This window comes from Mycobacterium sp. 012931 (assembly GCF_000419295.1).
GTDB classification, from domain to species: domain Bacteria; phylum Actinomycetota; class Actinomycetes; order Mycobacteriales; family Mycobacteriaceae; genus Mycobacterium; species Mycobacterium marinum.
In genome coordinates, this window is sequence record NZ_AOPX01000001.1 from 1359588 (window position 1) to 1386047 (window position 26460).

The following is a 26460-nucleotide window of genomic DNA, read 5'->3' on the forward strand; positions in this document are numbered from 1 at the left end:
GGCTATGCCTGGGCCGGCTCAGGGCTGGGGGGCGTGGCCGGGGCTGGGGCGTCATGGGGTTCGTCATAGCGCTGGTGCACATAGGGCAGCAGCCACTCCTGGGGTACCCGGGTGGCGATCCGACCCACCTGGATGGTGCGCCGGCGGCACCAGGTGATCGACCTGATCTGGCGAATCACGATGTCGGCCACGGGGTCCAGCGGAGACTCGCCGAGCTCGAGGCTGCCGTCGATGTTCTCCAGCAGCTCGTAGTGGCGGTGATATTCGCCGTAGACCAAGTGCGGGTCGGTGATGCCGTTGCCGTCGGGGGAGCGCAGGAACTTGAAGTAGAACTCGGTGTTCACCTGGTCGGGCGGCAACGGCGCGCCGCCGCTCACCTGACCGCTGACGGTGATCAGCCGATAGCCCATCCGGTCAACGGTGGCGCTGACGCGGCTACCGGCATGGTCGACCTCGATGTGGGCCAATTTCTTTGGTTCACCGAATGTTTCGCGCCCACCGGTGACCGACTGTTCGGTGGACTGGGGCATGAAAAGGGGTAATCGCCCTGCAGGTCGCCGTGCCGGGCGGTCACCGCAAACACCGCCGACCCGAATGGCGGGCGGCCCGCTATCTGGACCCGCTGCAGCTGGACCCGCACCAGCGGTTCGTCGGCCGGCTGCAGCGGTTTGGGCAGCACGGCCGCGACGATCTGCGGATCGGTGAGGTAGGTGACGGTCACCGCCTCGGTGGCGATGGGTGCCTTGGTGGCATCGATCTCATGGTCGACTTGCGCTTCGGGTGGGCGGGGACCATAGCGAACTGCGTTGGTAATCAACGCTTTCCTCCTTCGGTTTCCGGCTCCTTGGCGGCGTTGCGGCCGAGCACATCCACCAGGTAGTCGGGGTCGGCGCGGGCCACGATCGATGCCGCCTTGCGGGTGACCACCTCATCGGCCGGTGTGGGCGGGCCCATCATCCAGAACCGGTCGGCTCGTATTCCCTCCACCACTTGGTCGGCGACCGCGGCGAGCGGGGTGAACTCGACGCGGGCGCCGGCGGCCTCGAAGCGACCCACGACGTCGGCCAGGGTGTGCTCGGGGGTGCGGCGCGTCTGGGTCGCGGCGTAGCGCTGTGGCCGGTGCCGCCATGACTCCCAGATGCCGGTGTTGAGGAAACCGCCGGGGAAAAGGGCATGCGCCCGCACCCGCGTCCCGGTCATCTCCAGGTGGGTGTAGAGGCTCTCGGTCAGGCAGAGCACGGCGGCCTTGGTCATCGGATAGACCGCCATGGCCGGCCCGCCCATGGCCCCCGGGCGATCGGCGCGAACCCGCCGTTGCCCGAGCAGGTGTTCACCACGTGTCCCTCGCCGCGCTCGAGCAGGATGGGCACGAAGGCTTTGATGCCGTGGATGACGCCCACGACGTTGACATCTATCCCCCAGTGCCAGTCGGCTAGGTCGTGTTCCCACATGTAGCCCTCGGAGACCCCGCCGGTGCCGGCGTTGTTGCACACCACGTGCACCGCGCCGAATCGGTGCAACGTCTCCTTGGCCAACGCCTCGACCGAGGAATAGTCGGTAACGTCGGTAACCACGCCGACCGCCTCGATGCCCTCGTCCGTGAGTGCGCGGGTCGCCCGGTCCAGCGGTTCGGCGAGGACGTCGGCGAGCACCACCTTCATGCCTTCCATGCCGAAGCGCTTCCCCAGGGCTCGGCCTATGCCTCCGGCCCCGCCGGTCACCACGGCCACCTTGCCTTGAAGGTCCTGCATCGAGGCATCCACTGAGGCATCCATTGAGGCAATCGTCACATCTTGCAGATGTTGCCTCAAGGGGTTGAATCGGGAAGGATTCCGGCTCCGGCCGCGGGGTCTCCCGTCCACGCCACCACCCCATCGGGTCGCGTCGAGCCGCGCCCGCGGCGATTACCGTCTACCGACACCGAGGAAACCAACGAAATTGACCCGCCGATACATTCTCACCGGCACGCCTGGAGCGGGTAAGACGTCGATCTTGCGGCGGCTCGCACAGCTCGGACACGCCGTCGTGGCGGAGGCCGCCACCGATGTCATCCTCGGTCGGCAGGCGCGCGGCGAAGACGCACCCTGGACGGGTGCGACCAAAGCGTCGTTTATCGACGAGGTTGTCGAGACACAGCGCCGGCGCCAAGTTGCGGCCGACCCGACGGGCCCCGGCGTTTGCTTCTTTGACCGCTCGCCGGTGTGCACCCACGCGCTCGCCGTCTATCTCGGGCTGCCCGTTTGCGCGGCGCTGACGGCCGAGCTTGACCGGATTGCCGCCGAGCACACCTATCAGCGGCAGGTCTTTTTCGTCCGGAACTTGGGCTTCTGCCAACCCACCACGACCCGCCGAATCGACATGGCGGAGGCGTTGAGGTTCGAACGAATCCACGAAGACAGCTACCGCGAATTCGGTTATCAACTCATCGATATTCCGGCCGACCGGCTCGACCGTCGGGTCGCGACGATCAGCCGGATGATCTCGCCGCTCGCGCCGTGACCACCCCGCGACCGCGGCGGGCCGGGACACGACGCAACTGATCGGTGGCCATTGTCGCGGCAAAGGCGCAGCGGATTGGTCGTATAGCACAAGGGGTGGGTTGGCGGGTCGGTTGCCCAACAGGACATGATCGTCCACACCGTGTTTACTTAGTCCACATTCGTTCGCCACCCGACGAGGTTTTTATCCATGCGCTTTGTTGATTTCAAGGCCAAGACGCCGCTTATCGGAATGTCGATGGTCTTTGGTGCCATGGCACTTGTCGCGGTTACCGCATACCTGCACGCAGGTTGGTATTCGATCATCGGCTATGCGATCGCCGCCGCGGTGGCGGCGTTCGGCTTCATCTTTACGTTTCGTGATATTCCGACACCACCACACACTCCGGGCCCGGACGATCCCGCGGGCTCGGAACCTGCCCCCGGCGGCTGATCCCCACAGCCAGCGACCGAACTGGGAAAGAGGCATCTGAGCGTTGAGAACCCCGTCGAGCCCGACCCATCCCGATGACATCGCTCTCGCGAGCGAAGATGCCGGCTATCACAAGAGCCTTAAGCCGCGCCAGCTACAGATGATCGCGATCGGCGGTGCGATTGGCACCGGCCTGTTCCTTGGCGCCGGTGGACGGCTGGCCAGCGCCGGTCCGGCACTGTTTCTGGTCTACGCGGTCTGTGGAGTGTTCGCCTTCCTGATCTTGCGGGCGTTGGGTGAACTCGTGCTGCACCGGCCGTCGTCGGGCTCGTTTGTCTCCTATGCGCGCGAATTCTTCGGCGAAAAGGCGGCCTATGTCGCCGGCTGGATGTATTTCCTGAACTGGGCGATGACCTCGATTGTCGACTCGACAGCGATCGCCACCTACTTCCATTTCTGGCGGGTGTTCGAGGGCATCCCGCAGTGGGTGCTGGCGTTGTTCGCGCTGGGTATCGCGTTGAGCATGAACCTGATCTCGGTGACCCTGTTCGGTGAGATCGAGTTCTGGGCGGCCCTGATCAAGGTGGTGTCGCTGCTGACTTTCCTGGTCGTGGGCACCATATTCCTGGCCGGCCGTTACCCCGTCGATGGTCATTCCACCGGTCTCGGCCTGCTCGCCCACGGCGGCGGACTCTTCCCGTACGGCCTGCTGCCGCTGGTCGTCGTCACCTCGGGCGTGGTCTTCGCCTATGCGGCGGTCGAGCTGGTCGGCACGGCAGCGGGGGAGACGGCGGAGCCGGAGAAGGTGATGCCGCGTGCCATCAACTCGGTGATCGCGCGTATTGCCCTGTTCTACGTTGGATCGCTGTTCTTGCTCGGCCTGCTGCTGCCCTACGCCGACTACAAGGCCGGTGAGAGCCCGTTTGTCACCTTCTTCGACAAGATCGGGGTCACCGGCGCCGGCTCGATCATGAACGTGGTGGTGATGACCGCGGCGTTCTCCAGCCTCAACGCGGGTTTGTATTCGACCGGGCGCATCCTGCGGTCGATGGCGATGAACGGCAGTGCCCCGAGTTTCACCGCACGGATGTCGCAACGAGGAGTTCCCTACGGCGGGATCTGTCTGACGGCTGCCATCGGCCTGATCGGGGTGCTGCTCAACGGCGTCGTGCCCGAGATGGCTTTCGAGATCGTCCTCAATATCGCGGCGCTGGGCATCCTCGCGTCCTGGGCAACCATCGTGTGCTGCCAGATCCAGCTGTTCCGCTGGTCGAAGCAGGGCATCGTGTACCGGCCGTCGTTTCGGATGTGGGGCGCGCCCTACACCGGTTATCTCACCTTGGTGTTCCTGTTCGCGGTGCTGGTTCTGATGGGGTTCTCCTACCCAATCGGCACCTGGACGGTGGCGACCCTGGGACTGATCATTCCGATGCTGATCGGCGGTTGGTTCCTGGTCCGCGACCGCGTGCTGGAGATTGCGCGCAGACGTATCGGCTATACCGGTGAATTTCCCGTGGTTGCCAACCCGGGGCCGATGGACAAGAAATAGCGGAATCCGGCGGTGACTGCCGGGCCCGATCGGGCGCGATGAGGCCGTGTTTGCTTGGTTATCTTGGTATAACCTCGAGGTATGGTCACCCGCACCCCGACGCGTAAGGCGGCGCCGCGACGGCGTCAGCGGGCCAGCGCGTCGGCCGCACAGCTGAGTTCCGCGGTGCACGCGGTGTTGGACGCGGCGCCCGCGTCGGTCAAAGCGGGCTTTGTAGAAGCCGTCGCGGCACGGGACACGGGCGGTCTGGACGAATCGTTGTGGGGTAGTGCGCCAACCGCCAAGGAGATGAGCAGCGCTGCGCTGCAGGCATTGCAGGACGACTTCGTTGCCCGCCGAGAATTGCTGACCATGTCGCTGTCGACGGCGGAGGTTGCCGAGTTGCTCGACATCTCCAGCCAGGCCGTGCTTGACCGGATCACCGGTGGCGACCTGATCGGTCTCAAGGACGGGCGCCAGTGGCGAATACCCATGTGGCAGCTCAACGCCGGGGCACAACGCGGCTTTCTGTCGGGAATCGCCGAACTGCGACAGGCCTTTCCGGGGGGAATCGTCGCCTTGAGCAAGTGGGCCGCCACGCCGAACCCGGAACTGGGTGACATCACACCGGCCGATGCCCTGGCCGCCGGTCGCGTCGACGATGTGATCGCGGTGGTGGCGAAGTCGACCGCGGCGGCGTGGTAGCCGACCTCGGCGAACCGAATCGTCCGCTCTCAGGTGGTCGGGTCTGGACGTGGAAGTGGCCGGAAACGCTGAGCGCCCGCGGCTGGCAGTGGTGCCGGGTCTATCACCTGTCCGCGCACACCCCGGACGCCATCACCCATCGCGCCTTCGGGCCGCTGCACCGCCTCGACCACCACACGCCGCCGGCAGCTCATCCGGCGATCTGTCCCGAGGGAAGATCTGTGCTCTACGTTGCCGGCACCCTGGCCACCGCGCTGGGCGAGGTCTTTGGTGACCTGGGCGAGGCCGCCGTCTGTCCCCGGTTTCGCGTCGGGCTGTTGCGTCCGCGCACCGAGATCGTGGTGCTGGATCTGCGATCCGAGGGCGCCGCGATGCGCATTGGCGCGTTGCCGTCGCTGGCCACCGGCGCCTATCCACGGGTTCGCACTCAGGCCTGGGCACGGGCCATCTACGAAGATCAGCCGGCGCGCCGCCCGGTACACGGTGTCTACTACCACGCCGCGCACAGCAACGGTCGCGCGCTGGCGTTGTGGGACACCGATGGTGCTGTCGACCATGTGCGGACTCGCGCGCGCCAGCGCCAGGACTTCGCGCTGGCCGACGCGGCTATCTGGCCTCGGGTTCTGGTGGCCGCCGCCGAGCTCGCGATGACCGCCGCACGGGTCGATTCCTGCCCGTTGTGTGACATTTCGGCAACTTGACCAAACCGCGCGCGCGGTAGGCTCTGTGACATCAGTGACGGCGTCGTTGAACCCCAAGAAGGACTCGCATTGCTTGCCGCGACGAGGATCATGATGGCGACGGCCGGTGCTGCCCGATGACCAACGACCCGGCCGAGATCTCCAGCCGTAAGCGCCGGCACATCGACGTGTGCCTCAACGACGAGGTCAACTACGTCGGCGTGACGACCGGGCTCGAACGCTACCGCCTGCCCTTCAACGCACTGACCCAAACCAGCCTCGCCGACATCGACTTGTCGGCCGAGTTTTTTGGCGCGCCATTGCGTGCCCCGGTCCTGATCGGCGCGATGACCGGCGGTGCCGAGCTGTCCGCGATGATCAACCGAAATTTGGCCACCGCCGCGCAGCGCCTCGGTATCGGAATGATGCTGGGCTCGCAGCGGATCATGCTCGACGATGCCCGCGGGCAGCGGGCGGCGTCGAGTTTCGCGGTGCGCGAGGTGGCACCCGACGTGTTGTTGATCGGCAACATCGGTCTGGCTCAGTTGACCAAGGCCGCGGTTCCCGCGGTGGCCGCCGCGCTGCGCCGGGTTGGCGCGAATGCACTTGCGGTGCACGCTAACTCACTGCAGGAAGCGATGCAGCACGGTGGTGATACCGACTTCTCCGGGTCGCTGGGCCGGCTGCGCGACGCGGCCGACCTGCTGGACTATCCGGTGCTGCTCAAGGAGGTTGGCCACGGTATCGGGGCCGCGGCCGTCGCGCAGCTGCTGCGGCTGCCCGGCGGGCTGCCGGTATCGGGTATCGACGTGGCCGGCGCCGGAGGAACCTCATGGTCGCGGGTGGAGCAGTTGGTTCGCTACGGCGAGCTGCGCTATCCGGAATTGGCTGACTGGGGTATCCCCACCGCTGAGGCGATTGTCGAGGTGCGCCAAGCGTTGCCGGCTGTCCCGCTGGTCGCCTCCGGTGGCATCCGCACGGGAATGGATGCGGCCAAAGCGATCGCCCTGGGCGCCGATGTGGTCGCGATTGCCCGCCCGTTGCTTGCGCCGGCGATCGAATCCGCCACGGCGGTGCAGGATTGGTTGCAGCTGTTCCTCGACGAACTCCGAGTCTGCCTGCACTGTTGCGGTGCGCCGGATCTCACGTCGCTGCGCGACATCGGTGTGACAGCCATCCGGTAGCCGAGCGGTTTAGGGGCTTTCCGCCTGCGCCGGCGTTTTGCGGGGGCGCCCCGATGTCGGCGCGGGCGACTCGTAGAGCTCCTTTTCGAAGGTCTCCATCCCGTCCATCATCGCCGTCAACACCCGGTGTGCGGCCCGCAGATCGCGGTCGGACAGATCAGCCATCGCCTCGCGCATGTGGTCGCCGAGCGGCATGAAAAACTTGTGTGCGAGCTCCAGGCTGCTTTGCTCGAAGCGAAGGTGTGATTTGCGCCGGTCGTCCGGATCGGCTTCGCGGCGGATGTGCCCGGCATGGATCATCCGATCGGCAAGATAGGTGATCGCAGCGGCCGAGACGTCCAATCGCTGGCTGAGCTGGGCCGGTGTCACGGGTGTCCCCGCGGTCTCGGCGACCATGATGTGCAGCAACGCCTGGAAGTCGCCGTGGCTGAGATCGTTGTGTCGGGCGTAGTAGCGGCCGACACGGTCAGAATGAGCGGTGATTGAGCGCAGATCAGCCGATAACAGCCGCTCCAGCTCGGCTCGACTCGGCTGTCGATTCACAGCGACGCGCTTGGTCACCTGCCTGCATCCTTTTCGGGCGATAGAGCGACTAGCTTATCGCCCCTATCGCGGCGACCGGTGCACGTGGTCGTCGACGCGGCGATTGCTGTCGAATTTGCTGGAGTTGCCGCCGACGGCACCGTCGCTGGGGCCGGTTTGGCCCGCGGATCGGTCGGCACCGCTGCGGCTGTGCCACCGTTCCAGTGGTTTGGGTGCCCACCAGTTCAATCCGCCAAACACATGCATGAACGCGGGCACCAGCAGCACCCGCACCAATGTGGCGTCGACCAGCACCGCAATGGTCAGACCCACCCCGAACATCCGCATGAAAGACACCTCTGCGGAAATCAGGCCGGCAAACGAGATCGACATCAGCAACGCCGCGGCGGTGATGACCCGGCCGGTGTGGGCCAGGCCCAGAGCGATGCTCTCATCGTTGTCGGCGCTTTGTTGAGGTGATCCAAGCCAGAACTCGCGGATGCGGGACAGCAGGAAGACTTCGTAATCCATCGACAAGCCGAAGGCGATGCAGAACATCAGCACCGGGATATTGGCGACCAACGTGCCGGTTGGTGTGGTACCCAGCGCGCCCAGATGGCCGTCCTGAAAGATCCAGACCAGGGCGCCGAAAGCCGCTGTAAGCGAGAGCATGTTGAGCACCACCGCCTTGATCGGTAGCAGCACACTGCCGGTGAGCAGGAACAGCAGCACCAGTGTCACGATCGCGATGAAGCCGAACACCATGGGTAGCCGCGAGGTAATCCCATTGACGGAGTCGCGGTTCATCTGTGCGACGCCGGTCATTTGCACCGCGGTGTCGCCGGGCAGCGCCACGGCGTGCAGACGATCCAGCTGGTTCGCCGAGGCCTTGGTGTACAGCGGCGCGGTGCTCTCCACGGTCAGGTACGCGCTGCCGGCGGCCATCGCGGTCGGTGCGGAGGGCGGGCCCCGCAACTCGCCGGCAACGAAGGTGCCCGTCGGCGCCGAGACCGCCGACACATCGGATACCTCGGACAATTGGGCGGCGTAGTGATTGAGATCCGGTTTGGTCAGCCCGGCGGTGTCGGTGATGACGACGGTGACTCTGCTCGCCGAGTTCGAGCCGAAATCGCTGCGGATTCGGTCACTGACCATGCGCGCCGACGCGGACGGCGGCAGCACGCGGTCGTCCGGATAGCCCCACTTGATGTTGAGGAACGGGATTCCCAGCGCGATCAACAACACGATGATGGCCAGGCCCACCGGAATCGCGTGGCGGGTGACCAGTTTGGCCGTGCGGTACCAGAAACTCTGCGCAACGGGCCGCGGCGGCGGTTCCGGACGCCCAAGCAGCCGCCGGCCCAGTTTCCAGACGTTGAGCGCGTCGAGCCGGTCGCCGAGCAGCACGATCACCGTTGGTGCGACCACCATCGCGGCCAGGGCCGAAAACGCCACGACCGCAACCCCGGCGTAGGCGAAGGACTTCAGGAAGTACATCGGGAACAGCGCCATCGCGACGAGCGAGAGCCCAACCGTCACCGCCGAGAACAGGACGGTGCGGCCGGCGGTTGTCATGGTGCGAACCAGGGCGTCCTCGTGGCTGCGCCCCTCGCCGAGCTCGTCACGGTACCGGCTGATGATCAGCAAGGTGTAGTCGATCGCGAGGGCCATGCCCAGGGCAACCGTAACATTTAGCGCGAAGATCGACACATCGGTCACCATCGCGACACCGCGCAGCACCGCCAGGGACCCCAGAATGGCGAAGCCGCCCACGGCCACCGGTAGGGCCGCGGCCAGCAAGCCCCCGAACACCCACACCAGCGCGGCGAAACTGACCGGGACCGCGATGAACTCCATTCGCAGCAAGTCCTTTTCGGTCTGATGGTTGACCTGTGCATAGACCATCGCGGACCCACCGGCCTGCACCGTCACCCCACCGCGGTCGTGCGCCAACCGCTGCGCCTGCGCCTGCGCGTGCCGGGGTGCGCTGTTTTCGTCGCCCTTGAGCGCGACCAGAATCAGCGCCGATTTCCCGTCGGCGCTGGGCATGTCCGGCGGCGGTTGCGGTGTGTCCCAAGGCGATGCCACCTGCGCCACGAAGGGTGATTGCGCGAGTTGGCGCGCGATATCGGTGCCGACGATGCGCGCCGGGCCATCGCGGACACCGTCATCCGAACTCACCAGCAGCACCATCTCCATGTCGCCTCGATGGAACTTGTCGGCGAGCACCGCCGCGGCACGCGCGGATTCCGACGATGGATCCAGAAACCCCCCGGCGGCCAGGCTATTTGCCGCCGGGATGCCGAAGATGGCGGTGCCGATCATGACCAGGATTACCACCGTGATGACCCGCCGTGGCGCGGAGAGGGAGAGTCGGGCCATTCTGGTCAACATGTCTTGTCCTCGAGGCTGTGCTTCTCGTGGCAGCCCGCCTGACTCGGCGGTACGGGCTCACCGGGTTCCCGTTGTCGCTCCCACAGCAGCAGAACGGCAGTGACCATTGCGAAGCCGAACAGGAAGTCTTCAATCGGGATGTCGAACGGGAACCGCAGGCCGGTGATCTGCCGCTCGTCGTAGCTGACGATGGGAGCACTGAGCTTGGTAAGCCAGCCGTCGACCGGAACCTGAAAGCCCAGCACTATCACCATCGATAGCCAGTAAGCGGGACGCCGGAACAACCCGGTCCGTAGTACCAACAGCTCCAGGGCGCCAACGCCGGCCACGGCCAGCACGGCCGGCAGGGTGTACCCCAACCCGGTCATCGTCGGCGGAGCCGGTCGAGGATGATGCTGACCGCGTTGAGGGTCAACAGGGCGCAGATGGGGATCACCAGAAAGAACAGGACCTCTTCGATCGGGACCTGAAACGGGACGTTCAGCCCGCTGATGTAGCGCGGATCGTAAGTCCACACCCGTGCGGCAACGGCCAACTCGTCCCAGACCAGGAATGCCGCGGCCACCGGTAGTACCGACCGCAGCAGCCTTCGCGGGCGCCGATATACGCCGGCGCCGAACACTTCCAGCGGCGCGGTGATTGCCAGGCATGCGAGCAGCACCAGCAGGTATTGCCAGCGATCGCTCATGCGGCACCGTACTCGGAGCGATCGGGGATGGCGTCGCTGGTTCGGGCGCGCCATGCTCGTATCAGCCCGGCACCGGCCACCCGCAGACGGCGGGCGGTCCCGACGGTGGCGCGCCGGCCGAACACCGCAAAGTCGTCGCCTTCGATGCGGTCCAGGATTTCCGAATACAGCGTCAAAGCCGTCGCGACACAGGGCCGCGACCGCGGCGCCAGCAGTTGGATCCCGGCGGCGGCGAACCGGTAGGTCTCTCTGGTGATCTCGTGTTGGGCGGCCAGAGCTTCGCGTACCCGGCCATCGCTGCGCTGGTTGTGGTGACACCACATCAGCACATCCCGATCAACGCCATATGCGGCGAGTTCGTCGGCGGGCAGATAGATGCGGTTGCGGGCCAGGTCCTCGTCGACGTCGCGAATGAAGTTGGTGAGCTGAAATGCGCGTCCCAGGGCGGCCGCGTAGGGCATGGCCTCTCGTGCCGGAACGACGGTGCCCAAGATCGGGAGTAACTGTAGGCCAATGGCTTCCGCTGAACCGCGCATGTAGGTGTTGAGCGCATCCCGGTCGGGGTAGTCGGTGATGCTGAGGTCCATGCGCATCGACTCCAGGAAATCTTCGAAAAGATCGGCGCCGATGCCGTAGCGGCGTGCGGTGTGGCTGACCGCGGCAAGTACCGGGTTATCAGGATGGCCGGCGCCGGAAAAGAACTGCTGCGCCAGCTGCTGCAGTCGCTGGGCGCGAGTGTCGGGGTCCAGCCGCGGATCGAAGGAGTCCAGAATGTCGTCGGCGTACCGGGCGAACCCGTACAGGGCGTGTACGGGTGGTCGCTGATCCGGTGCCAGCAGTCTGGTGGCCAAAAAGAAGGTGCGCCCGCTGGCGGCGTTGATTCGGCGGCTTTGCTGATAGGCCTCGCGCAACCGGGGATCACCGATCCCGGCGGCGTCCAATTCACTGCGAATCATGACAACTGTGCTTTCAGGTCGAGGTGTCGGATTGATCGGGTGGTGTTTCCCGTGATGCGGTCGGCGGCCAGCCGCCCGGAGATCAACGTCGTCGGAACGCCCACGCCAGGTACCGTCGACGAACCCGCCAGCACCGCGTTGTCGATGCCGCGCACCGTGTTCGCCGGGCGGAAGGGACCGGTTTGGCCGAACGTATGCGCCAGCGCGAACGGAGTACCTGCCGCCATGCCCTGCCGGGCCCAGTCCAGGGGAGTGACGACGTCGAGTAGTTCCACGCTGTCGCGAAAGTCCGGAAGCAGCCGGGAGGCGACGGTGTCGATCATGGATTGCGCGTAGCTACCACCGGCGCTGCCCCAATCGACCCGGCCCGCGGTCAGGTTGGGTGCCGGCGCGAGTAGATAGAGCAGATCTCGGCCCGGCGGTGCGAGGGCGGGATCGCCCGCGGTCGGTCGGGTGACCAACAACGATGGATCTCGCATCAGCCGGCCGTCGCGAATGATGTCGGTGAACGTCTGCTCCCATGCCTGTCCGAAAAGAATCGTGTGATGGGCCGCCGGCTCACTCGCGGTCGAGGCGCTGCGGCAGCCGGCGTGCACGACGACCGCCGACGGTGCCGCGCGTAGCCGGCGAAGCCGGCGGGGGGTTCGGCCCAGTAGGCGGTATGTGGTGGGCAACTCGGTGGTCAACACCACTGCATCGCAGGCAATGCGCTCGCCCCTGTCGGTGCGGACAGCGGTTATCCGCGCGTCGTCGCGCTCGAGTTCGCTTACCTGCGAACCGTAATGAAACTGCACGCCCGCGCAGGCCGCGGCGGCCGCCAGCGCGTCAGGCAGGGCACGAACCCCGCCGCGCGGAAAGAACACCCCCGATATGGTGTCCATATAGGCGATAACGGCATAGGCCGCCAGTGCATCTTGCGGCGCCACCCCGGCGTAGAGGGACTGGAAGGTGAACACCCGACGCAGCCTCGGGTCGGTGATCTGGCGCTTGACCATGCTGTCCCAGTTGCGAAATCCGCCGGCAGCCGCCAGTCGCGCCAGCTGCGGGGTGAGCAGTGATAGGGGCGAATCGAAGTTCGAGCCAATGAAGCCGGCGAATTCGATGCGGTACAGGCGGGTCAACCACTCGCGCAGCCGAAGATAACCGGTAGCTTGCTCGGGACCGGCGAAGTTCTCGATCGCCGCGACCATCCGATCCGCGTCGCAGTGCACATCGATCGAACTTCCGTCGGCGAACATGGCGGTGTAGGCCGGATCGACGGGAAGCAACTCCAGCCGATCCGAGATCGTCTCACCCACGGCCGCAAAGACCTCGTCGATCAGGTCTGGCATGGTGAGAACAGTTGGACCGGTATCGATTCGGTATCCATCGATGTCGAGTCGGCCGGCACGTCCACCCGGCCAAGCCTCGCGTTCGACGACCGTGACGCTGCGGCCGCGGCCCGCCAGGTGTAGCGCCGTGGCCAACCCCGCTAGTCCCGCACCGATCACCACCACGTGATCGGCAGTGCCTTCAATGGTTCGCATCGCGGCTCCCTAATTCGCGTGATCTCACGTGCTGCGCTGCACGCAGGCTGCTGCCAGGTCGCCCAGCGCGGCTCGGGTTTGCTGCCCGATCGTCATGTCGACCAATAGTGTTCGAACGCGATCGACACGGCGGTCAATCATGTCCTCGATTCGCTGCACAGCTCCCGTCGCGGTGATCAGTCGTTTGCAGTGATCAACCGCAGCGTCGTCGAGCTCAGCCCGATGCATCAGCTCGTGAAGCTACCGACGCGTCGGCGGATCGGCCATCTCGTAGGCGGCGACCACGACGCTGGTTGCCTTGCGTTCGCGGAGATCGTCGCCACTGGGTTTGCCGGTGATCGCCGGTGTACCAAATACTCCCAGCATGTCGTCGCGCAGTTGAAACGCTTCTCCAACGGCGTCGCCGTATCGCGCGAGCTGTTCCAGCGTGCGCTCATCGCAATCGGCCATCGCGGCTCCCATCTCGAGCGGCCGGCGCACCGTGTAGTTACCCGACTTGCGCCGCGCCACGTCCAAGACGGCATCCAGTGTCGGCAGGTTGCGGATATCGTTGGACAGGTCGCAAAGCTGGCCCACCGCGAGTTCGATGCGCATGGCGTCGTAGCGGGGCCATACCTGCCGCAGACGGCGGTCCTCGACCCCGCTTTCGCGCAGCATCTGCTCGGCCCAGACCAGGCAGATGTCTCCGAGTAGTACGGCCGCCGATTCGCCGAAACGTGCTGCGGCACCGGATAGCCCGCGCCGCTGGTGGCACCGGGCCTGCTGGACATGGACGGCTGGACTGCCTCGTCGTTGCGGGGATTGGTCCATCACGTCGTCTTGGAGGAGCGCAAAGGCGTGCAGCAGCTCCGGGCTTGCCGCGGCCGATAATGCCGCATTGTTGGGACCGGCGCCGCACAACCAGCCCAGGTACATGAAGGTCGATCTCAGGCATTTGCCCTCGGAAACAAACCGCAGAAGTATGTCGCCGGCGACCTCCCACCCCGACCCGCCAAGCGCGCTGGCGCTGCGGTCAGAGACGAAGTCGGCGATCTGGGCCAGTGCCGCGGTGCGCAGCCGGGAGCGCCAATCTGCGTCGCCGAGGGAGACCGCGTCGCCGGTGGACGCCATTCGGCCGGAATCGGGTGAATCGACGGCTGTGGCCAAGGACAGGGTTGGTCGCTGTCTGGTCGACACCATTTCGTCAGGTTCGCTCAGCCGTTGGCCGTGGGCGATAGAAGACACCGGAGCACACCCCTCTCGTAGGTGCAGAGAGTCTCGGGTTCATCCCTGATTGGCGATGTTGCTGCACCCAGGCTACCCGATGGGCTTCATAAACTTAATGATTAATTATATGAAGGTCTTCTGAGGTTTGGCGGCGCTGACGGCGCGGAGTTGGCCCTCGGCATGAACCGAACGTCTGATAGACAGGTATGCCGGTAGTCGCGGCGCGATGCGCCAGGTTCGAGCTGGTGCCGGCGGGTTAGGTTGCCAGCGCACGGATGCCGGCCAGGGCGGGGTTGCCGACAGTGGTGTCGCATGCCGATCGAGGAGAGTGACGCGATGCGTCAGGGGGGGTGCCGATGTCGTTTCTAGCTCGTATTCGTGACATGGATGCCACCGCGTGGCGGTCGGCCACCTGGTAGGCGCCGGTGGTCATTCAATTCTGTTTGCTGCTGTTGCTTGCCGCCATGTGGCTGTTGGGGAAGTGGGCATTTCCGACGGAAAGCGGGCGAAGCGAACGCACGCTGTTGCTGACCGCGACGGCCCTGGCGACGCTTGTTTCGCTGGGGGCCGGTGCGGTGTTGCTCAACTCGAGTTCCTCGCAGCGGCGCGGTATTGGCTTAGGCGTCACCGGCGCCGCCGCGGTTGTCCTGATCGGCGGCATCGCCTTCGCCTTCTTGGTGTTGCGTTGACCGGGGCGACCGGCCGTTATGGACCGATCAGCTTCGCGGTGGCGCTGGCCCACATCCTGGTGGTGGAGTTCGCGACCTGGCTTTGTGTTCTCTCAGTTCCGCCGCTGGCGGTCTTCGTACTCCTCGTGTCGCTGATTTACCTGTCGATTTCCTCCGTTGTTGCCAAGAGCCCGGGCAAACTCGGTCAGGTTGGGCGGGGGATGCTGATTGGCACCGTAGCGGCGCCGCTGTCGCTTGCGATCCTTATCGCGGCCATTCTGGTGGCTCGTCTCTTCCCGGCCGGTTAGCGCCCGCGACCGGCGTCGTCAGTGGCGCACGCTGGCGGTAGGGGCCGGACCGTCGCCGCAAGATTCGCCGTTGAGCTGACAATTCGCAGGCGCCGAATACGTGCTGGTCTGGGCGGCCTGGAAACCGACGGTGACCGAGCTGCCGGGGGCGATGGTGGTGTTGTAGGACTCCGGTGTCAGGACGTAGTGCGTGCCGGTCTTGGAGAGTTTGCTGTTCCACGCTCGGGTGACCAGGGCTCCGGCGTTGCCCTGCTCGGGTGACGGATTCGTCTGCGGGCAGATCGAATTCGAGCTTCCAGCCATCCAGGGCTGTGGACCCGGTATTGGCGATTTCGTAGTTGGCGACAAAGCCGGTATTCCATTGTGAGATCACCGCCAGTGTTGCCGCCGCATCGTCGGCGGACGGGGGTGGCGGCGCGCTGGCCGGCGCGGTGGTCGGTGTGGGCGCGTTGGCTGTGGCCGGCGCTAGGTCCGGCGCACTGGTGCAGGACTCGCCGTTGAGCACACAGTTCTGTGGGGCCGAGAATTCGCCGTCTAGCGTGGCCTGAAAGCCAATACTGATGGAGTGCTCCGGCGCGATGGTGCGGTTGTACTCTTCGGGTGTTAGGACGTAATGCGTTCCCGATTGGGCCAGCTTGCTGCTCCACGAATTTGTCACAGATTCCTCGGCGGGCAGGTCGAATTCGAGCTTCCAGTCCGCCAACTCGGTCGCGCCGGGATTGGCGATCCGGTAGTTGGCGACGAAGCCGGTGTCCCATTGTGACGTCACCGCCAGCGTTGCGGTTATCGCTGCCGCGTGTGCGGTGGGGGCGGCGAGAAAAGCGGAGCAGACCAGGACAAATGCCGCGACGACAGCGTGAAGCGCGGGGCGCCGGTGGCGCTCGTTGCGATTCTCGTCGGACATCGCGCCAACGGTATAGTTCGATTAGCAACATATGTAATGGCGGTGTTTGAAAGCTGCGGTATCTTCGCCCAACCGAAACCCCGGCGAAATCTTGCGCCTTTGTTGCTGGCTGGCTGGCGGCGTGCGATGTCCGTTGGCTCGAAGACACTGGATCCAAGAGTTTTCGGTGACTTTCTGCTCTTGTCCCCCGTGATGGCTGGTTGAGGATTGAATGGTGGTGTCGACAGCTCGACCGCGACCGACAAGTCCGCAGACGCGCCCGACATGTCGACATTCCCGGCCCGCTCAACAATCACAAGGAGAAAGAGATTAACGCGATAGCGCACCGGCAGCACGCGGGGCACGACCATTCGCATGGCGACGGTTGCGGACATGTCGCGATTCCGCATGGTGATCACGTCGACTATCTGCACGACGGTCATCTGCACCGGCGCCACGGCGATCACTTTGACGAATGTGAATCCGGCGACGGCCACTGCGTGCATGACGGGCACGATCACACTCACGGCGATGGCTGCGGCCACGTCGCCGTTCCCCACGGCGATCACGTCGACTACATCCATGACGGATGCCGGCATGCCGCCCACGATGGGCACTACGACGAACATTGATCGGCCGCTGATCGCCGAACACCGTCGGCGATAAACGTGAGAACGGGCTGACCCGACGTAGCCTCGGTGCGGTGAGCAGTATTGCCGATGCACTCCATAGCGGCCCATTGCGAAGGGTTGGCGCCGCCGCTGCCCTCGTCGCCTGCGGTATCACCGCCGCGCCGTCGGGTGTGTGGACGAGTCCCGGCGGGTCATCGATCCCATCGCCTCCGGTGGTCACCTCGGCCGTGCGAGCCGTCGCGACAACGGCCAGCGTGCCGGCCGGGTCCGTCCCACCGGTCAGTGCCGCCGCGGCTGCGGGCGGCCTTGTCGATGTGCGCAGTGTCGTTCCCGACGCCATCATCGACCTGCGCTACGCGACCACCAATAACTTCACCCGCACGCAGCTGTATCCCGCCGATGCCCGATGTCTGGTGCACGAATCGATGGCGCCGGGGTTGACGGCCGCCGCGGCGGCGCTGCGCCCGCAAGGGCAGGCGCTGGTGTTCTGGGACTGCTACCGACCGTACGATGTCCAGGTCAAGATGTTCCAGGTGGTCCCGAACCCGGCCTGGGTGGCGCGTCCGGGTCAATACGCCCGCAGCCACGAGGCGGGCCGCTCGGTTGACGTGACCTATGCCAGCGTGTCGCCACAATGCCCGCCCCAGCGGCAGATCAGCGGAATCTGCCTGGCCGACATGGGCACCGACTTCGATGACTTCTCGGCGCGGGCCAAGGCATTCGCCACCGAAGGGGTTAGTGAGGCGGCCCAAGCCGGCCGTAAACGGCTGCGCGACGCGATGAACTACGGCGGGTTGAGCGTGTACTCCGGTGAGTGGTGGCACTTCGATGGCCCGGGGGCGGGGGTCGACCGGCCGATCCTCAATGCTCCGGTCGACTGACTGTCTCATGTAATGAGATGGCTGTCTCACTTTTTGATTTAGGCGGGTAGGCTCCGGTTCATGAACGACGAACGCCGAGCCGTCTATACCCATGGGCATCACGAGTCGGTGCTGCGTGGGCACCGTCAGCGCACGGTGGCCAACTCCGCCGGCTACCTATCGCCGCATCTTCGTGCGGGGTTGTCCGTGCTCGACATCGGTTGCGGCCCCGGGACTATCACCGTCGACCTCGCGGCGCGCGTGGCGCCCGCTACGGTGACGGCGGTGGAGCCCACCGATGCGGCGCTGAACCTGGCCCGTGCCGAGGCGCAGCGATGCGACGTGTCCAATGTCGCGTTCGTGACCTCCGATGTGCATGCCCTGGACTTTCCCGATGACGTGTTCGACGTAGTCCATGCCCACCAGGTGCTGCAGCACGTGGCCGATCCGGTGCAGGCGCTGCGGGAGATGAAGCGCGTCTGTGCGCCCGGCGGGTTGGTCGCCGCGCGTGACGCCGACTACGCGGGGTTCATCTGGTACCCGCAACTTCCGGCCCTGGACCATTGGCTACAGCTCTATCAGCGGGCGGCGCGTGCCAACGGCGGTGAGCCCGATGCCGGCCGGCGGCTGCTGTCGTGGGCTCGTCAGGCGGGCTTTGCTGACATCACGCCGACCGGCAGCATGTGGTGCTACGCGACCGACGAGATGCGTGCCTGGTGGGGCGGAATGTGGGCCGATCGGATTCTGCGTTCGGATCTGTCTGCCCAACTGCTGGGCTCCGGGATGGCCAGCGCCGCAGATCTGGAGGCGATTTCGCAGGCTTGGCGCGACTGGGCCGCGGCACCGGATGGTTGGCTGGGGATTCCCAACGGCGAAATTCTCTGCCGGGTGTAGCCGCCGCGCCCCGTCGAAGCCGCGCACCCCGGCCGGCTCTGGAACCCCCCTCGCTCTGAGCCCGTTTATGCTGGTCAACCGAGTGGTATTGGCATTCGCGTTTTTTGCAAGTACGTTATTCATAGATGGATGATGTGACCCAGACTGCATCGGGCATCCCAGTTGCGCCGGTCTACGGCCCTGGGGACCGCACGGCGGAGCCGCCGCCTCCGGGGGAGTACCCCTTCACCCGCGGCAACTTCGCGTCGGGATACCGAGGCAAGTTGTGGACGTTTCGGCAGTACTCCGGGTTCGGCACCGCCGAGGAGTCCAACCGCCGCTACCGCTATCTGCTGGACCAGGGCGGGACCGGGTTATCGGTGGCGCTCGACCTGCCCACCCAATGTGGATTCGACTCCGACGACCCAGACGTCGCCGAGGAAGTCGGCCGTGTTGGCGTCGCGGTCGACACCCTGGCCGACGCCGAAATCCTGTTCGAGGACATCCCGCTGGACAAGATCAGCACCAGTTTCACCATCAATGGCACGGCGGCGATTCTGCTGGCGTTCTACGTGGCCGCCGCCGAGCGAAAGGGAGTTCCGCGCGCCAAGCTCACCGGGACGATCCAGAACGACATCCTCAAGGAGTACGCGTCGCGCGGGACCTGGATCTGGCCGCCGGAGCCCTCGCTGCGGCTGATCGCCGACACGATCGAGTTCTGTGCGGCCGAGGTCCCGAAATTCAACGCCATATCGGTGGCGGGAGCCCATTTTCGTGACGCCGGGGCCACCGCGGTACAGGAGATGGCATTCACCCTCGCCGACGGAATCACCCACTGCGACACCGTCGTTGCACGCGGTCGGATGACCATCGATCAGTTCGCCCCACAGATCTCGTTCTTCTTCTACACCCACGGCGACTTTTTCGAGGAGATCGCCAAATACCGTGCGGGACGACGGCGCTGGGCGACGCTGGTGCGCGAGCGATACGGCGCCAAGACGGACAAAGCGGCGATGTTCCGGTTCGGCTGCGTGTGCGGCGGCGCGTCGCTGTATGCACCGCAAGCGCAGAACAACCTGATCCGCGTCGCCTACGAGGCGATGGCCGCGGTGTTGGGCGGGGTGCAGTCGATGTTCACTGCGGCCTGGGACGAGCCGTTTGCCCTGCCGACCGAGGAGTCCACCACTTTGGCGCTGCGCACCCAGCAGATCCTGGCCTATGAAAGCGGCGTGACCCGCGTCGCCGACCCGCTTGGCGGTTCCTACTTCGTAGAGGCGCTCACCGATGCCACCGAGGCTCGGATCATCGAGATCATGGACGACCTGCGGCGCCACGGCGGGATGGTCAGCGCCATCGAGGATGGATATCTGCAGGGCCTGATCGCCGACGAGGCCTTCCGAACGCACAAGGACATCGAAGCGGGTGTTCGACCCGTCGTGGGGGTCAACAGGTTTGTCTCCGGGGACGCCGAACCCGACATCGTCACCTACGAACTCGACGCCGAAGGCCGTGACCTTCAGCTCAAGCGGCTCGCCAAGGTCAAGGCTGAAAGAGACAGCGACGCAGTGCAGTCCACCCTCGCCGCGCTCGCGCGAGGCGCCGAAGGAGCCGACAATCTGATGCACAGGCTGATCGACTGCGCCAACGCATACTGCACGGTCGGTGAGATGGTCTGCGCCCTCAAGGCGGTGTGGGGCGAATTCCAGCAACCGGTGGTGTTCTAGATGGCCGCCCGGATCCTGGTCGCCAAGCCCGGTCTCGACGGTCATGACCGCGGCGCCAAGATCGTCGCCCGCACGCTGCGCGACGCCGGCTTCGAGGTGATCTACACCGGCATCCGGCAACGTATCGAAGACATCGCCTCGATCGCCGTTCAAGAAGATGTGGCCGTGGTCGGCTTGAGCATCTTGTCGGGTGCCCATCTGGCCCTGACGGCACGCACCATCGAGGCCCTGCGCGACGCCGATGCCGCCGACATCGCCGTCGTCGTCGGCGGGACCATCCCGCACTCCGACGTGCCCAAGCTGCTGGCCGCCGGTGCGGCGGCGGTGTTTCCCACCGGAACACCGCTGGATGACCTGGTGCGCGACATCCGCGCGCTGACCGGCGACGCGCAAACCGCACCGCAACCGTCCATGGAGGAACCGTGCGTGTCGGAGTGATGATCGGCCCCGAGCGCGGGGATTCGGGCCGCAAGGTGGGCCGGATGCTGGCCGATATCGACTGGGCGGAAACAGCCGGCCTGGATAGCGCGTGGATTCCCCAGATTCCCAATGACTTTGACGCACTGGTCGCCGTGACCCTGATGGGAACGCGGAGCAGCCGCATCGAGCTGGGTACCGCCGTAGTGCCCCTGCAGACGCAGCACCCTATTGCGTTGGCCCGGCAAGCTCTGTCGGTGCATGCGGCCACCGGTGGTCGCCTGGTGCTGGGCGTCGGACCGTCGCACCATTGGATCGTCGACGACATGCTCGGGCTGCCCTACCAGCGGCCCGCCGCCTACACCCGGGACTACCTCGAGGTCCTGGCCGCGGCCTTGGCCAACCCCGGGCCCGTCGACGTGGAGAACGACAGCTTCCGGGTGCACAACCCGCTGGATCTGGCCGCGGTGGCGCCCCTGCCGGTGCTGGTCGCAGCGCTCGGGCCGGTGATGTTGACCCTGGCCGGCGAGCGGGCGGACGGCACCGTGCTGTGGATGGCCGACGAACGTGCGGTGGCCGAGCATGTGGTGCCCAGAATCTCCAAGGCCGCTGACAATGCCGGCCGCCCGGCTCCGCGCATCGTCGCCGGCATCCCCGTTTGCCTTTGCGGCTCGAGTGAAGTCGAGGTAGCGCGTGATCGCGCCAACCGGATTCTGGGGGAGGCCGAGGTTTCGCCGAACTATCAAAGACTGCTCGGATACGGCGATGCCAAAGACGTCGGTGATATCTGTGCGGCCGGCGACGAGGACGCGATCCTGGCTCGATTCCGTCGCTTCGCCGAGGCCGGTGTGACCGACCTGTCGGTGCGGCTGCTGCCGATCGGCGACAATCGTGAAGAGCTGGTTGCCTCCAAGCGTCGCACCCGAGACATGATTGCCATGCTGGCGACGGAGGTGCGGTGACCGCCGCGGGCCCGCTGACCGGCATTCGGGTCATCGAGGTCGGCACCATGCTGGCCGGCCCTTACGCCACATTGCTGCTCGCCGACCTCGGCGCCAAGGTCGTCAAGATCGAACCGCCCGGCGGTGAGATCTCACGCACGGTCGGTGAGAGCTACTTCGCCAGCCTCAACCGCAACAAGTCCGGCCTCTGTCTGGATCTGAATTCCGAAGTGGGACAGCACCGACTCGCCGAGCTGGCGGCCGACTCCGATGCGCTGGTGGTCAACCTGCGACCGTCGTCGATCCGCCGACTGGGGTTGACCTACGAAGCGCTGCGGCGGTTCAACGAACGCATCGTTTGCGTGGCTATCACCGGTTATGGGTTGCATGGCGGCGACGATCCGGCCTTCGACTACGTGATCCAGGCCGCCGTCGGAAGTGCCGCGCTGACCGGTGAACCCGGCGGTCCGCCGACCCTGCCCGGGTATTCCTCGGCGGACAACTCCACCGGGATGTGTGCAGCGCTTGGGTTGTTGGCGGCGATCATCTCGGGCCGTGGCGGGCAGGTGGACGTGTCGCTGTTCGACGTCATGGTCTCCCAGCTGAACTACCACGCCGCCGCGTACCTTAACGAAGGCACCGAGCCGCAGCGCAGGCCTCATGGCGCTCACCCGTATTACGTTCCCGCGCAGCTATTTCCGACTGCCGACGGCTACCTCGGGCTGTTCGTCACACATGACGGGTTCTGGAAGGCCTTTGCGGCCGAGGCCGGCATCCATGGCTTCGAGACCATGGCGGAGCGAGCGTCCCGGCGTGCGGAGGTGCTCACCGTGGTCGCCTCGGCGTTGGCGACCGACACCGCCGCCGGTTGGGGGCGACGGCTGCGGCCGCTGGGGGTGCCCGCGGCAGCCGTTCGGACGCTGCCCGAGGCCCTCGCGGAGAATCCCCAAGTGATCGTGCGCGCGGGCGAATTGCGCCTCGTCGGTAATCCGATTCGGGTGTCCGGTTATCGGCCCGAATACCGGCCGGCGCCGCTCCTGGGCGAACACTGCCGATAGCGGCACGCCGATCCTGGTGCTGCGCGGGTCTACTCGTAGCGCACCGTGATCGGTGCGATATCGGGTATGCCCTGACAGGTCAAGATGTAGCCGTCGGCCACCTCGCTGTCGTCAAGAGCGTCGTTGACCAGCATTGTCGCGCTGCCCTCCGTGAGGCGGGCCAGGCAGGTCCCGCAGTTGCCGGCCTCGCAGTTGAAAGGCGGGTCCAGCCCCGCTCGTCGTGCGCTTTCCAGCAGGGTCTCGCCAGGCACCAGCGGCACCGATGCCCGCCTACGGTCGAGGCAGATCGTCACCATGCCCGGTTCCGCCATGACCGCCCTTCCTGCGCCCCCACTGATGTACTTGCGTCCGTCTCTATTGAGAATACTATTCTCATCAGGAAATAGGATATTCTCAGACTGTCGTGACCGTCGGGAAGGACGAGACGTGACCGAGCCGGCCGCGCTCGTGTTCGAGGATCGGGGCTTTAGCCTGCCCGGGCTGGGGGCGATGGCCGACGGCCTGGCCGCGGCGCTACGCAAGCAAGGCGTCGTCGCGGGCGATCGGGTGGCGGTGATGTCGTCCAACCGGCCGGAGTTTGTCGCCGTGCTGAACGCCATCTGGTGTCTGGGCGCCTCGGCGGTGCTCATCAGCCCCGCCTGGAAGCGCGCCGAGGTGGATCATGCCCTCGCCCTGACCGGCCCCGCCCATGCCGCCGGGGATCACCCGGTGCTGGCCGGTCTGATGCCGATGCTGCACCTGGATGAGCCGATCACCCCCGCGGCACCGCTACCGGGCGCGCCGCGCCGTGCTGGCGATGCGCTGTTGGTGTTCAGCTCGGGCACCACCGGCCTGCCCAAGGCGGTCCGGCACACCCACGCGTCGCTGAACGCGGCCATTGGCCACTGGCGTGACGCGCTGGGGCTGACCGAGCGCGACCGCATTCAGATCGTCACGCCGCCCTCGCACATCCTCGGCTTGCTCAACATCGTCACCGCGTTGCGGACCGCCGTTCGGGTGCGTCTGCATCGCCGGTTCGACATCGACCAGATGCTGGCACACATCGAAAGCGACCGGATTACCGTGGAAATGGCGGTCGCCCCTATAGCTTTGGCGATGGCGTCGCATCCCAACCTCGAGTCCTACGATTTGTCGTCGCTGAGGTTCATCATGTGGGGCGCCACGCCCGTGAGTGCGGGCATCGCCGAGACGGTGACGAACCGGACCGGCATTGGCTGGGTGCCCGCCTACGGCACCACCGAGCTACCCGTGATCGCCTGCAGCCCGCTGCGGGGCGCCCGGCTCGACACCGTCGGACGTGTGCTGCCGGGCGTGGACCTGCGGGTGGTGTCGACTGAAACCGGTGAGCGGGTGGGCCCCGGTGAGGTCGGCGAAATCCAGGCGCGATCGCATTCACTGATGGCGGGCTATCTGCCGGCGGCCGCCACGGCCGAGGTCATGTCGCAGGGTTGGTATCGGACCGGAGACATCGGCTCGCTGGATGCCGCCGGCTGGCTGCGCGTCACCGACCGGCTCAAGGAGATGATCAAGGTTCGCGGTTTCCAGGTTGCCCCCGCCGAGATCGAGGCGGTTCTGCACGGCCATCCCGCGGTCCGGGATTGTGCGGTATTCGGGGTGCCGGACGGAGCCAACGGCGAAGCGGTAGTTGCCGCTGTCGCGGCCCGAACACCCGTCGACGCCGCCGAGTTGCGTGCCCGGGTGGCTGCCTCGCTCGCGTCTTACAAGCGGCTCTCGCGGATCGTGTTCGTGCCGGATATCCCTCGACTGCCCTCCGGAAAGGTGTTGCGCCGAGCGCTCAAGGAGCTCTATGGATGTACGTCTGACAGCTGAACAACGGCAACTGTGTGACGCGGCGGCGAAAATGGCCGACGATCTCGGTCCGGCATCTGTGCAGGATCTGGCTGACGAAGCCCGAATCGCCAAGCTGGATAGGCAGATCGAGGCGTCCGGGTGGAGAGCGTTACGTTCCGACGGCGCCTCCGGTGTCGAGGTCGCGATTGTGGCAGAAGAATTCGGGCGCGGGCTCGCCGATGCGCCATTCCTGGGACCCGTGCTCGCCGATGACCTGGCCCGGCAACTGAACTCAGACTCCGGGCGCGCGACGACGGGCGTCGGCGGCCGGGCGATAGATGCGCGCGGACATCGGCGCGCACTGGTGCTCTCGGGTACCGCCGTGCTGTCCGCAGATCTCGATGTTGCGGGAGCGGGCGCGGACCTGACGCGACTGGACGCGGGGTTGCTGGGACAGCCGGTGGCGGTCGGTGAGGTATCCGCCGATGCCGCGCAGCGCTGGTATGCGCTGGCTTTGGTCGCCACCACCGCAGACCTGGTCGGAGACGCCCGCGGCGCGCACGCCCTCGCCTGTGACTACGCGAAGATTCGCGAGCAGTACGGCAAAGCGATCGGGTCCCATCAAGCGATCGCTCATCTGCTGGCGGAGAACCTGGCGTTGATCGAGGGTTCGGTGAGCGTGCTGCGCCATGCCGCTTGGGCGGTGGACGAACTCGAGCCGGCGCAAGCCGTGCAGGCCGCCCGGATGGCAAAGGTGTACTGCGCGCGTGCCAGTCGAACCGTCTGCGAAACCGCGGTACAGGTGCACGGTGGCATCGGCAATACCTGGGACTGCCTGGTGCACGTTTACCTGCGCCGGGCGTTGACATCAACCGAGTTGTGGCCGGTGAGCTTGCAGGAGGTCGGTCGTGGACTTTCGTGATTCACCGCAGGAGGCGGTCTTCCGGCAACGCCTGCGAAACTGGCTTTCGGTAAACGCCGATGACTTTCGCGGATCGGGGGACCAATATTGGGCCCGGCAGGCGCACTGGCACCAGGCCCTCTACCGCGAGGGATTCTTCGGGCTGTCGTGGCCACGCGAATACGGGGGCAGGGAGCTGGCACCGGTCTATGACGTGATCGTCGACGAAGAGTTGGCCCGTGCCGGTGCGCCACCGCGCCCCAGCGTCGGTTACCTGGTCTTCGGCATCGGCCGACACGGCAGCGACGCACTGCGGCAACGGTTTCTGCCCGGCATCATCGACGGGACCGAGCGCTGGTGTCAGGGGTTCAGTGAGCCCGGTGCGGGTTCGGACCTGGCCGCGCTGACCACCACCGCCACTCGTGTCGGTGACGATTATGTGGTGCATGGTCACAAGATCTGGACCAGTTACTCCGACGTGGCCGACTGGTGTCTGCTGCTGGCCCGAACCGAACCCGGCGCTAGCCGGCACCGAGGCTTGTCGGCATTTGTGGTCGCCATGAAACAGCCTGGTGTGCAGCAACGTCCATTGCGGATGATGAACGGAGTCACCAAGGAGTTCGGCCAGGTGTTCTTCGACGGCGCCACGGTGGCGGCCGACCGGATGGTCGGCGCCCCAGGGGATGGCTGGGCGGTGGCGATGACCGTGGTCGGGCACGAACGTGAACCGTCCACCCTCGGTTACGCCGCCCGCTACAACAAGCTCGTCGCAGAGCTGTTGGCGCGCAACCATGCCCAGGGGCATCCGGTCAGCGACGAGCTTGCCTGGGCCGCGGTCCAAGCCGAGATGCTGACTCATCACGTGCGGCGCCGGTTGTCCGAACAGCTCGACGGGGTGTCGCACGGACCCGAAGGCTCGCTGGACAAATTGCTGATGACCTGGGTGGAACAGTCTGTTGGGCATGCCGCGCTCGGCATTGGTGGCACGCATGATCCCGAGCTGTTCGGCGCCTACCTGTACAGCCGTGCGCAAAGCGTGATGGGAGGCACTTCACAGATACAGAAGAACATCATCGCATCGCGCATTTTGGGATTGGGAGTCTGA

The 26460-nt window shown here is 65.9% G+C and carries 26 protein-coding genes and 4 pseudogenes; 18 read left to right on the top strand and 12 right to left on the bottom strand.

The window, feature by feature from the left end; all coding sequences use genetic code 11:
- Positions 1–2 precede the first annotated feature (2 nt).
- Together MMSP_RS06110 and MMSP_RS06115 are read right to left on the bottom strand one after the other, a co-directional pair.
- Positions 3–817, bottom strand: a pseudogene (locus MMSP_RS06110) (acetoacetate decarboxylase family protein).
- Positions 814–1751, bottom strand: a pseudogene (locus tag MMSP_RS06115) (SDR family oxidoreductase). The pseudogenes MMSP_RS06110 and MMSP_RS06115 overlap by 4 nt, the downstream one beginning before the upstream one ends.
- Before the next feature lie 187 nt (positions 1752–1938).
- Here MMSP_RS06115 and MMSP_RS06120 point away from each other — a divergent pair.
- From MMSP_RS06120 to fni, 6 genes are all read left to right on the top strand, one after another.
- Complete coding sequence (locus MMSP_RS06120; RefSeq protein ID WP_012396353.1) at positions 1939–2499, top strand: AAA family ATPase; 561 nt, start codon at positions 1939–1941, stop codon at positions 2497–2499.
- Between the two features lie 189 nt (positions 2500–2688).
- Positions 2689–2931, top strand: coding sequence for a hypothetical protein (locus tag MMSP_RS06125; RefSeq protein ID WP_012396352.1), 243 nt, complete (start codon positions 2689–2691; stop codon positions 2929–2931).
- A gap of 43 nt (positions 2932–2974) precedes the next feature.
- Positions 2975–4459, top strand: coding sequence for an amino acid permease (locus MMSP_RS06130; protein WP_020785893.1), 1485 nt, complete (start codon positions 2975–2977; stop codon positions 4457–4459).
- An 81-nt stretch (positions 4460–4540) separates the two neighbouring features.
- The gene (locus MMSP_RS06135; protein ID WP_012396350.1) at positions 4541–5143 is read left to right on the top strand and encodes a helix-turn-helix domain-containing protein; all 603 of its coding nucleotides are present in this window, start codon (positions 4541–4543) and stop codon (positions 5141–5143) included.
- Complete coding sequence (locus MMSP_RS06140; RefSeq protein WP_015357233.1) at positions 5137–5844, top strand: RES family NAD+ phosphorylase; 708 nt, start codon at positions 5137–5139, stop codon at positions 5842–5844. The genes MMSP_RS06135 and MMSP_RS06140 overlap by 7 nt, the downstream gene beginning before the upstream one ends.
- Positions 5845–5960: 116 nt before the next feature.
- Positions 5961–7007 carry a type 2 isopentenyl-diphosphate Delta-isomerase gene (gene fni, locus MMSP_RS06145; RefSeq protein ID WP_020785894.1) on the top strand — a complete coding sequence of 349 codons (1047 nt, stop codon included), beginning with the start codon at positions 5961–5963 and terminating at the stop codon, positions 7005–7007.
- A 9-nt stretch (positions 7008–7016) separates the two neighbouring features.
- Here the strand turns inward: fni and MMSP_RS06150 are convergent, their stop codons facing one another.
- The 7 genes and pseudogenes from MMSP_RS06150 to MMSP_RS06185 all read right to left on the bottom strand — a co-directional run bounded on the left by MMSP_RS06150 (position 7017) and on the right by MMSP_RS06185 (position 14272).
- Positions 7017–7568, bottom strand: coding sequence for a MarR family winged helix-turn-helix transcriptional regulator (locus tag MMSP_RS06150; protein ID WP_015357231.1), 552 nt, complete (start codon positions 7566–7568; stop codon positions 7017–7019).
- 45 nt (positions 7569–7613) lie between these two features.
- Entirely contained in the window at positions 7614–9923 is a 2310-nt protein-coding gene (locus MMSP_RS06155; protein ID WP_020785895.1) for an MMPL family transporter, read from the bottom strand.
- On the bottom strand, positions 9917–10291 hold the full coding sequence (locus MMSP_RS06160) for a lycopene cyclase domain-containing protein (protein WP_020785896.1): 375 nt from the start codon (positions 10289–10291) through the stop codon (positions 9917–9919). Before MMSP_RS06160 ends, MMSP_RS06155 begins: the two co-directional genes overlap by 7 nt.
- Positions 10288–10611, bottom strand: coding sequence for a lycopene cyclase domain-containing protein (locus tag MMSP_RS06165; RefSeq protein WP_020785897.1), 324 nt, complete (start codon positions 10609–10611; stop codon positions 10288–10290). The genes MMSP_RS06160 and MMSP_RS06165 overlap by 4 nt, the downstream gene beginning before the upstream one ends.
- Entirely contained in the window at positions 10608–11567 is a 960-nt protein-coding gene (locus tag MMSP_RS06170) for a phytoene/squalene synthase family protein (protein ID WP_020785898.1), read from the bottom strand. The genes MMSP_RS06165 and MMSP_RS06170 overlap by 4 nt, the downstream gene beginning before the upstream one ends.
- Positions 11564–13093, bottom strand: a complete 1530-nt coding sequence (gene crtI, locus MMSP_RS06175; RefSeq protein WP_020785899.1) for a phytoene desaturase family protein — start codon at positions 13091–13093, stop codon at positions 11564–11566. Before crtI ends, MMSP_RS06170 begins: the two co-directional genes overlap by 4 nt.
- A 24-nt stretch (positions 13094–13117) precedes the next feature.
- Positions 13118–14272 (bottom strand): annotated as a pseudogene (locus MMSP_RS06185) (polyprenyl synthetase family protein).
- A gap of 452 nt (positions 14273–14724) precedes the next feature.
- On the opposite strand from MMSP_RS06185, the gene MMSP_RS06190 reads away from it, so the two are divergent.
- Positions 14725–14988 carry a hypothetical protein gene (locus MMSP_RS06190; RefSeq protein ID WP_020785902.1) on the top strand — a complete coding sequence of 88 codons (264 nt, stop codon included), beginning with the start codon at positions 14725–14727 and terminating at the stop codon, positions 14986–14988.
- Positions 14985–15275: a hypothetical protein gene (locus MMSP_RS06195; RefSeq protein WP_012396339.1), complete on the top strand. Its 291-nt coding sequence runs from the start codon at positions 14985–14987 to the stop codon at positions 15273–15275. The genes MMSP_RS06190 and MMSP_RS06195 overlap by 4 nt, the downstream gene beginning before the upstream one ends.
- A gap of 18 nt (positions 15276–15293) precedes the next feature.
- Here the strand turns inward: MMSP_RS06195 and MMSP_RS28055 are convergent, their stop codons facing one another.
- Positions 15294–15578: a cellulose binding domain-containing protein gene (locus tag MMSP_RS28055; RefSeq protein ID WP_235065852.1), complete on the bottom strand. Its 285-nt coding sequence runs from the start codon at positions 15576–15578 to the stop codon at positions 15294–15296.
- Between the two features lie 7 nt (positions 15579–15585).
- Positions 15586–16179 (bottom strand): annotated as a pseudogene (locus MMSP_RS06200) (cellulose binding domain-containing protein); the annotation flags it as partial.
- Positions 16180–16487: 308 nt separating this feature from the next.
- Between MMSP_RS06200 and MMSP_RS28060 the strand changes: the two are divergent.
- From MMSP_RS28060 to MMSP_RS06235, 7 genes are all read left to right on the top strand, one after another.
- Positions 16488–16790: a hypothetical protein gene (locus MMSP_RS28060; RefSeq protein ID WP_015357221.1), complete on the top strand. Its 303-nt coding sequence runs from the start codon at positions 16488–16490 to the stop codon at positions 16788–16790.
- Between the two features lie 107 nt (positions 16791–16897).
- A complete protein-coding gene (locus MMSP_RS06210) occupies positions 16898–17671 on the top strand; it encodes a M15 family metallopeptidase (RefSeq protein ID WP_369797345.1) in 774 nt (257 codons plus the stop codon).
- Positions 17672–17731: 60 nt separating this feature from the next.
- Positions 17732–18544, top strand: a complete 813-nt coding sequence (locus MMSP_RS06215) for a class I SAM-dependent methyltransferase (protein ID WP_020785905.1) — start codon at positions 17732–17734, stop codon at positions 18542–18544.
- 125 nt (positions 18545–18669) lie between these two features.
- Complete coding sequence (locus MMSP_RS06220) at positions 18670–20247, top strand: methylmalonyl-CoA mutase family protein (protein ID WP_020785906.1); 1578 nt, start codon at positions 18670–18672, stop codon at positions 20245–20247.
- Complete coding sequence (locus MMSP_RS06225; RefSeq protein WP_015357218.1) at positions 20248–20685, top strand: cobalamin B12-binding domain-containing protein; 438 nt, start codon at positions 20248–20250, stop codon at positions 20683–20685. It begins immediately after the preceding gene.
- Complete coding sequence (locus MMSP_RS06230; RefSeq protein WP_020785907.1) at positions 20670–21626, top strand: LLM class F420-dependent oxidoreductase; 957 nt, start codon at positions 20670–20672, stop codon at positions 21624–21626. The genes MMSP_RS06225 and MMSP_RS06230 overlap by 16 nt, the downstream gene beginning before the upstream one ends.
- A 47-nt stretch (positions 21627–21673) precedes the next feature.
- Positions 21674–22663, top strand: a complete 990-nt coding sequence (locus tag MMSP_RS06235) for a CaiB/BaiF CoA-transferase family protein (RefSeq protein WP_051153768.1) — start codon at positions 21674–21676, stop codon at positions 22661–22663.
- 29 nt (positions 22664–22692) lie between these two features.
- On the opposite strand, the gene MMSP_RS06240 is transcribed toward MMSP_RS06235, so the two are convergent.
- Positions 22693–22974: a 2Fe-2S iron-sulfur cluster-binding protein gene (locus MMSP_RS06240; RefSeq protein ID WP_020785909.1), complete on the bottom strand. Its 282-nt coding sequence runs from the start codon at positions 22972–22974 to the stop codon at positions 22693–22695.
- Between the two features lie 115 nt (positions 22975–23089).
- Here MMSP_RS06240 and MMSP_RS06245 point away from each other — a divergent pair, with 115 nt between their 5' ends.
- From MMSP_RS06245 to MMSP_RS06255, 3 genes are read left to right on the top strand one after another with little or no spacing between them, the layout of a single operon-like run.
- Entirely contained in the window at positions 23090–24493 is a 1404-nt protein-coding gene (locus MMSP_RS06245) for a class I adenylate-forming enzyme family protein (protein ID WP_020785910.1), read from the top strand.
- Positions 24471–25376 carry an acyl-CoA dehydrogenase family protein gene (locus tag MMSP_RS06250; RefSeq protein WP_015357215.1) on the top strand — a complete coding sequence of 302 codons (906 nt, stop codon included), beginning with the start codon at positions 24471–24473 and terminating at the stop codon, positions 25374–25376. The genes MMSP_RS06245 and MMSP_RS06250 overlap by 23 nt, the downstream gene beginning before the upstream one ends.
- The gene (locus MMSP_RS06255) at positions 25363–26460 is read left to right on the top strand and encodes an acyl-CoA dehydrogenase family protein (protein WP_015357214.1); all 1098 of its coding nucleotides are present in this window, start codon (positions 25363–25365) and stop codon (positions 26458–26460) included. The genes MMSP_RS06250 and MMSP_RS06255 overlap by 14 nt, the downstream gene beginning before the upstream one ends.

Excerpts from the sequence above, each read along its gene's own strand:
- MMSP_RS06125 (WP_012396352.1), top strand. The coding sequence starts at position 2,689 with ATGCGCTTTGTTGATTTCAAGGCCAAGACGCCGCTTATCGGAATGTCG.
- MMSP_RS06135 (WP_012396350.1), top strand. The coding sequence starts at position 4,541 with ATGGTCACCCGCACCCCGACGCGTAAGGCGGCGCCGCGACGGCGTCAG.
- fni (WP_020785894.1), top strand. The coding sequence starts at position 5,961 with ATGACCAACGACCCGGCCGAGATCTCCAGCCGTAAGCGCCGGCACATC.
- MMSP_RS06155 (WP_020785895.1), bottom strand. The coding sequence starts at position 9,923 with ATGTTGACCAGAATGGCCCGACTCTCCCTCTCCGCGCCACGGCGGGTC.
- MMSP_RS06160 (WP_020785896.1), bottom strand. The coding sequence starts at position 10,291 with ATGACCGGGTTGGGGTACACCCTGCCGGCCGTGCTGGCCGTGGCCGGC.
- MMSP_RS06165 (WP_020785897.1), bottom strand. The coding sequence starts at position 10,611 with ATGAGCGATCGCTGGCAATACCTGCTGGTGCTGCTCGCATGCCTGGCA.
- MMSP_RS06170 (WP_020785898.1), bottom strand. The coding sequence starts at position 11,567 with ATGATTCGCAGTGAATTGGACGCCGCCGGGATCGGTGATCCCCGGTTG.
- crtI (WP_020785899.1), bottom strand. The coding sequence starts at position 13,093 with ATGCGAACCATTGAAGGCACTGCCGATCACGTGGTGGTGATCGGTGCG.
- MMSP_RS28055 (WP_235065852.1), bottom strand. The coding sequence starts at position 15,578 with ATGGCTGGAAGCTCGAATTCGATCTGCCCGCAGACGAATCCGTCACCC.
- MMSP_RS06215 (WP_020785905.1), top strand. The coding sequence starts at position 17,732 with ATGAACGACGAACGCCGAGCCGTCTATACCCATGGGCATCACGAGTCG.
- MMSP_RS06220 (WP_020785906.1), top strand. The coding sequence starts at position 18,670 with ATGGATGATGTGACCCAGACTGCATCGGGCATCCCAGTTGCGCCGGTC.
- MMSP_RS06225 (WP_015357218.1), top strand. The coding sequence starts at position 20,248 with ATGGCCGCCCGGATCCTGGTCGCCAAGCCCGGTCTCGACGGTCATGAC.
- MMSP_RS06235 (WP_051153768.1), top strand. The coding sequence starts at position 21,674 with ATGCTGGCCGGCCCTTACGCCACATTGCTGCTCGCCGACCTCGGCGCC.
- MMSP_RS06240 (WP_020785909.1), bottom strand. The coding sequence starts at position 22,974 with ATGGCGGAACCGGGCATGGTGACGATCTGCCTCGACCGTAGGCGGGCA.
- MMSP_RS06250 (WP_015357215.1), top strand. The coding sequence starts at position 24,471 with ATGGATGTACGTCTGACAGCTGAACAACGGCAACTGTGTGACGCGGCG.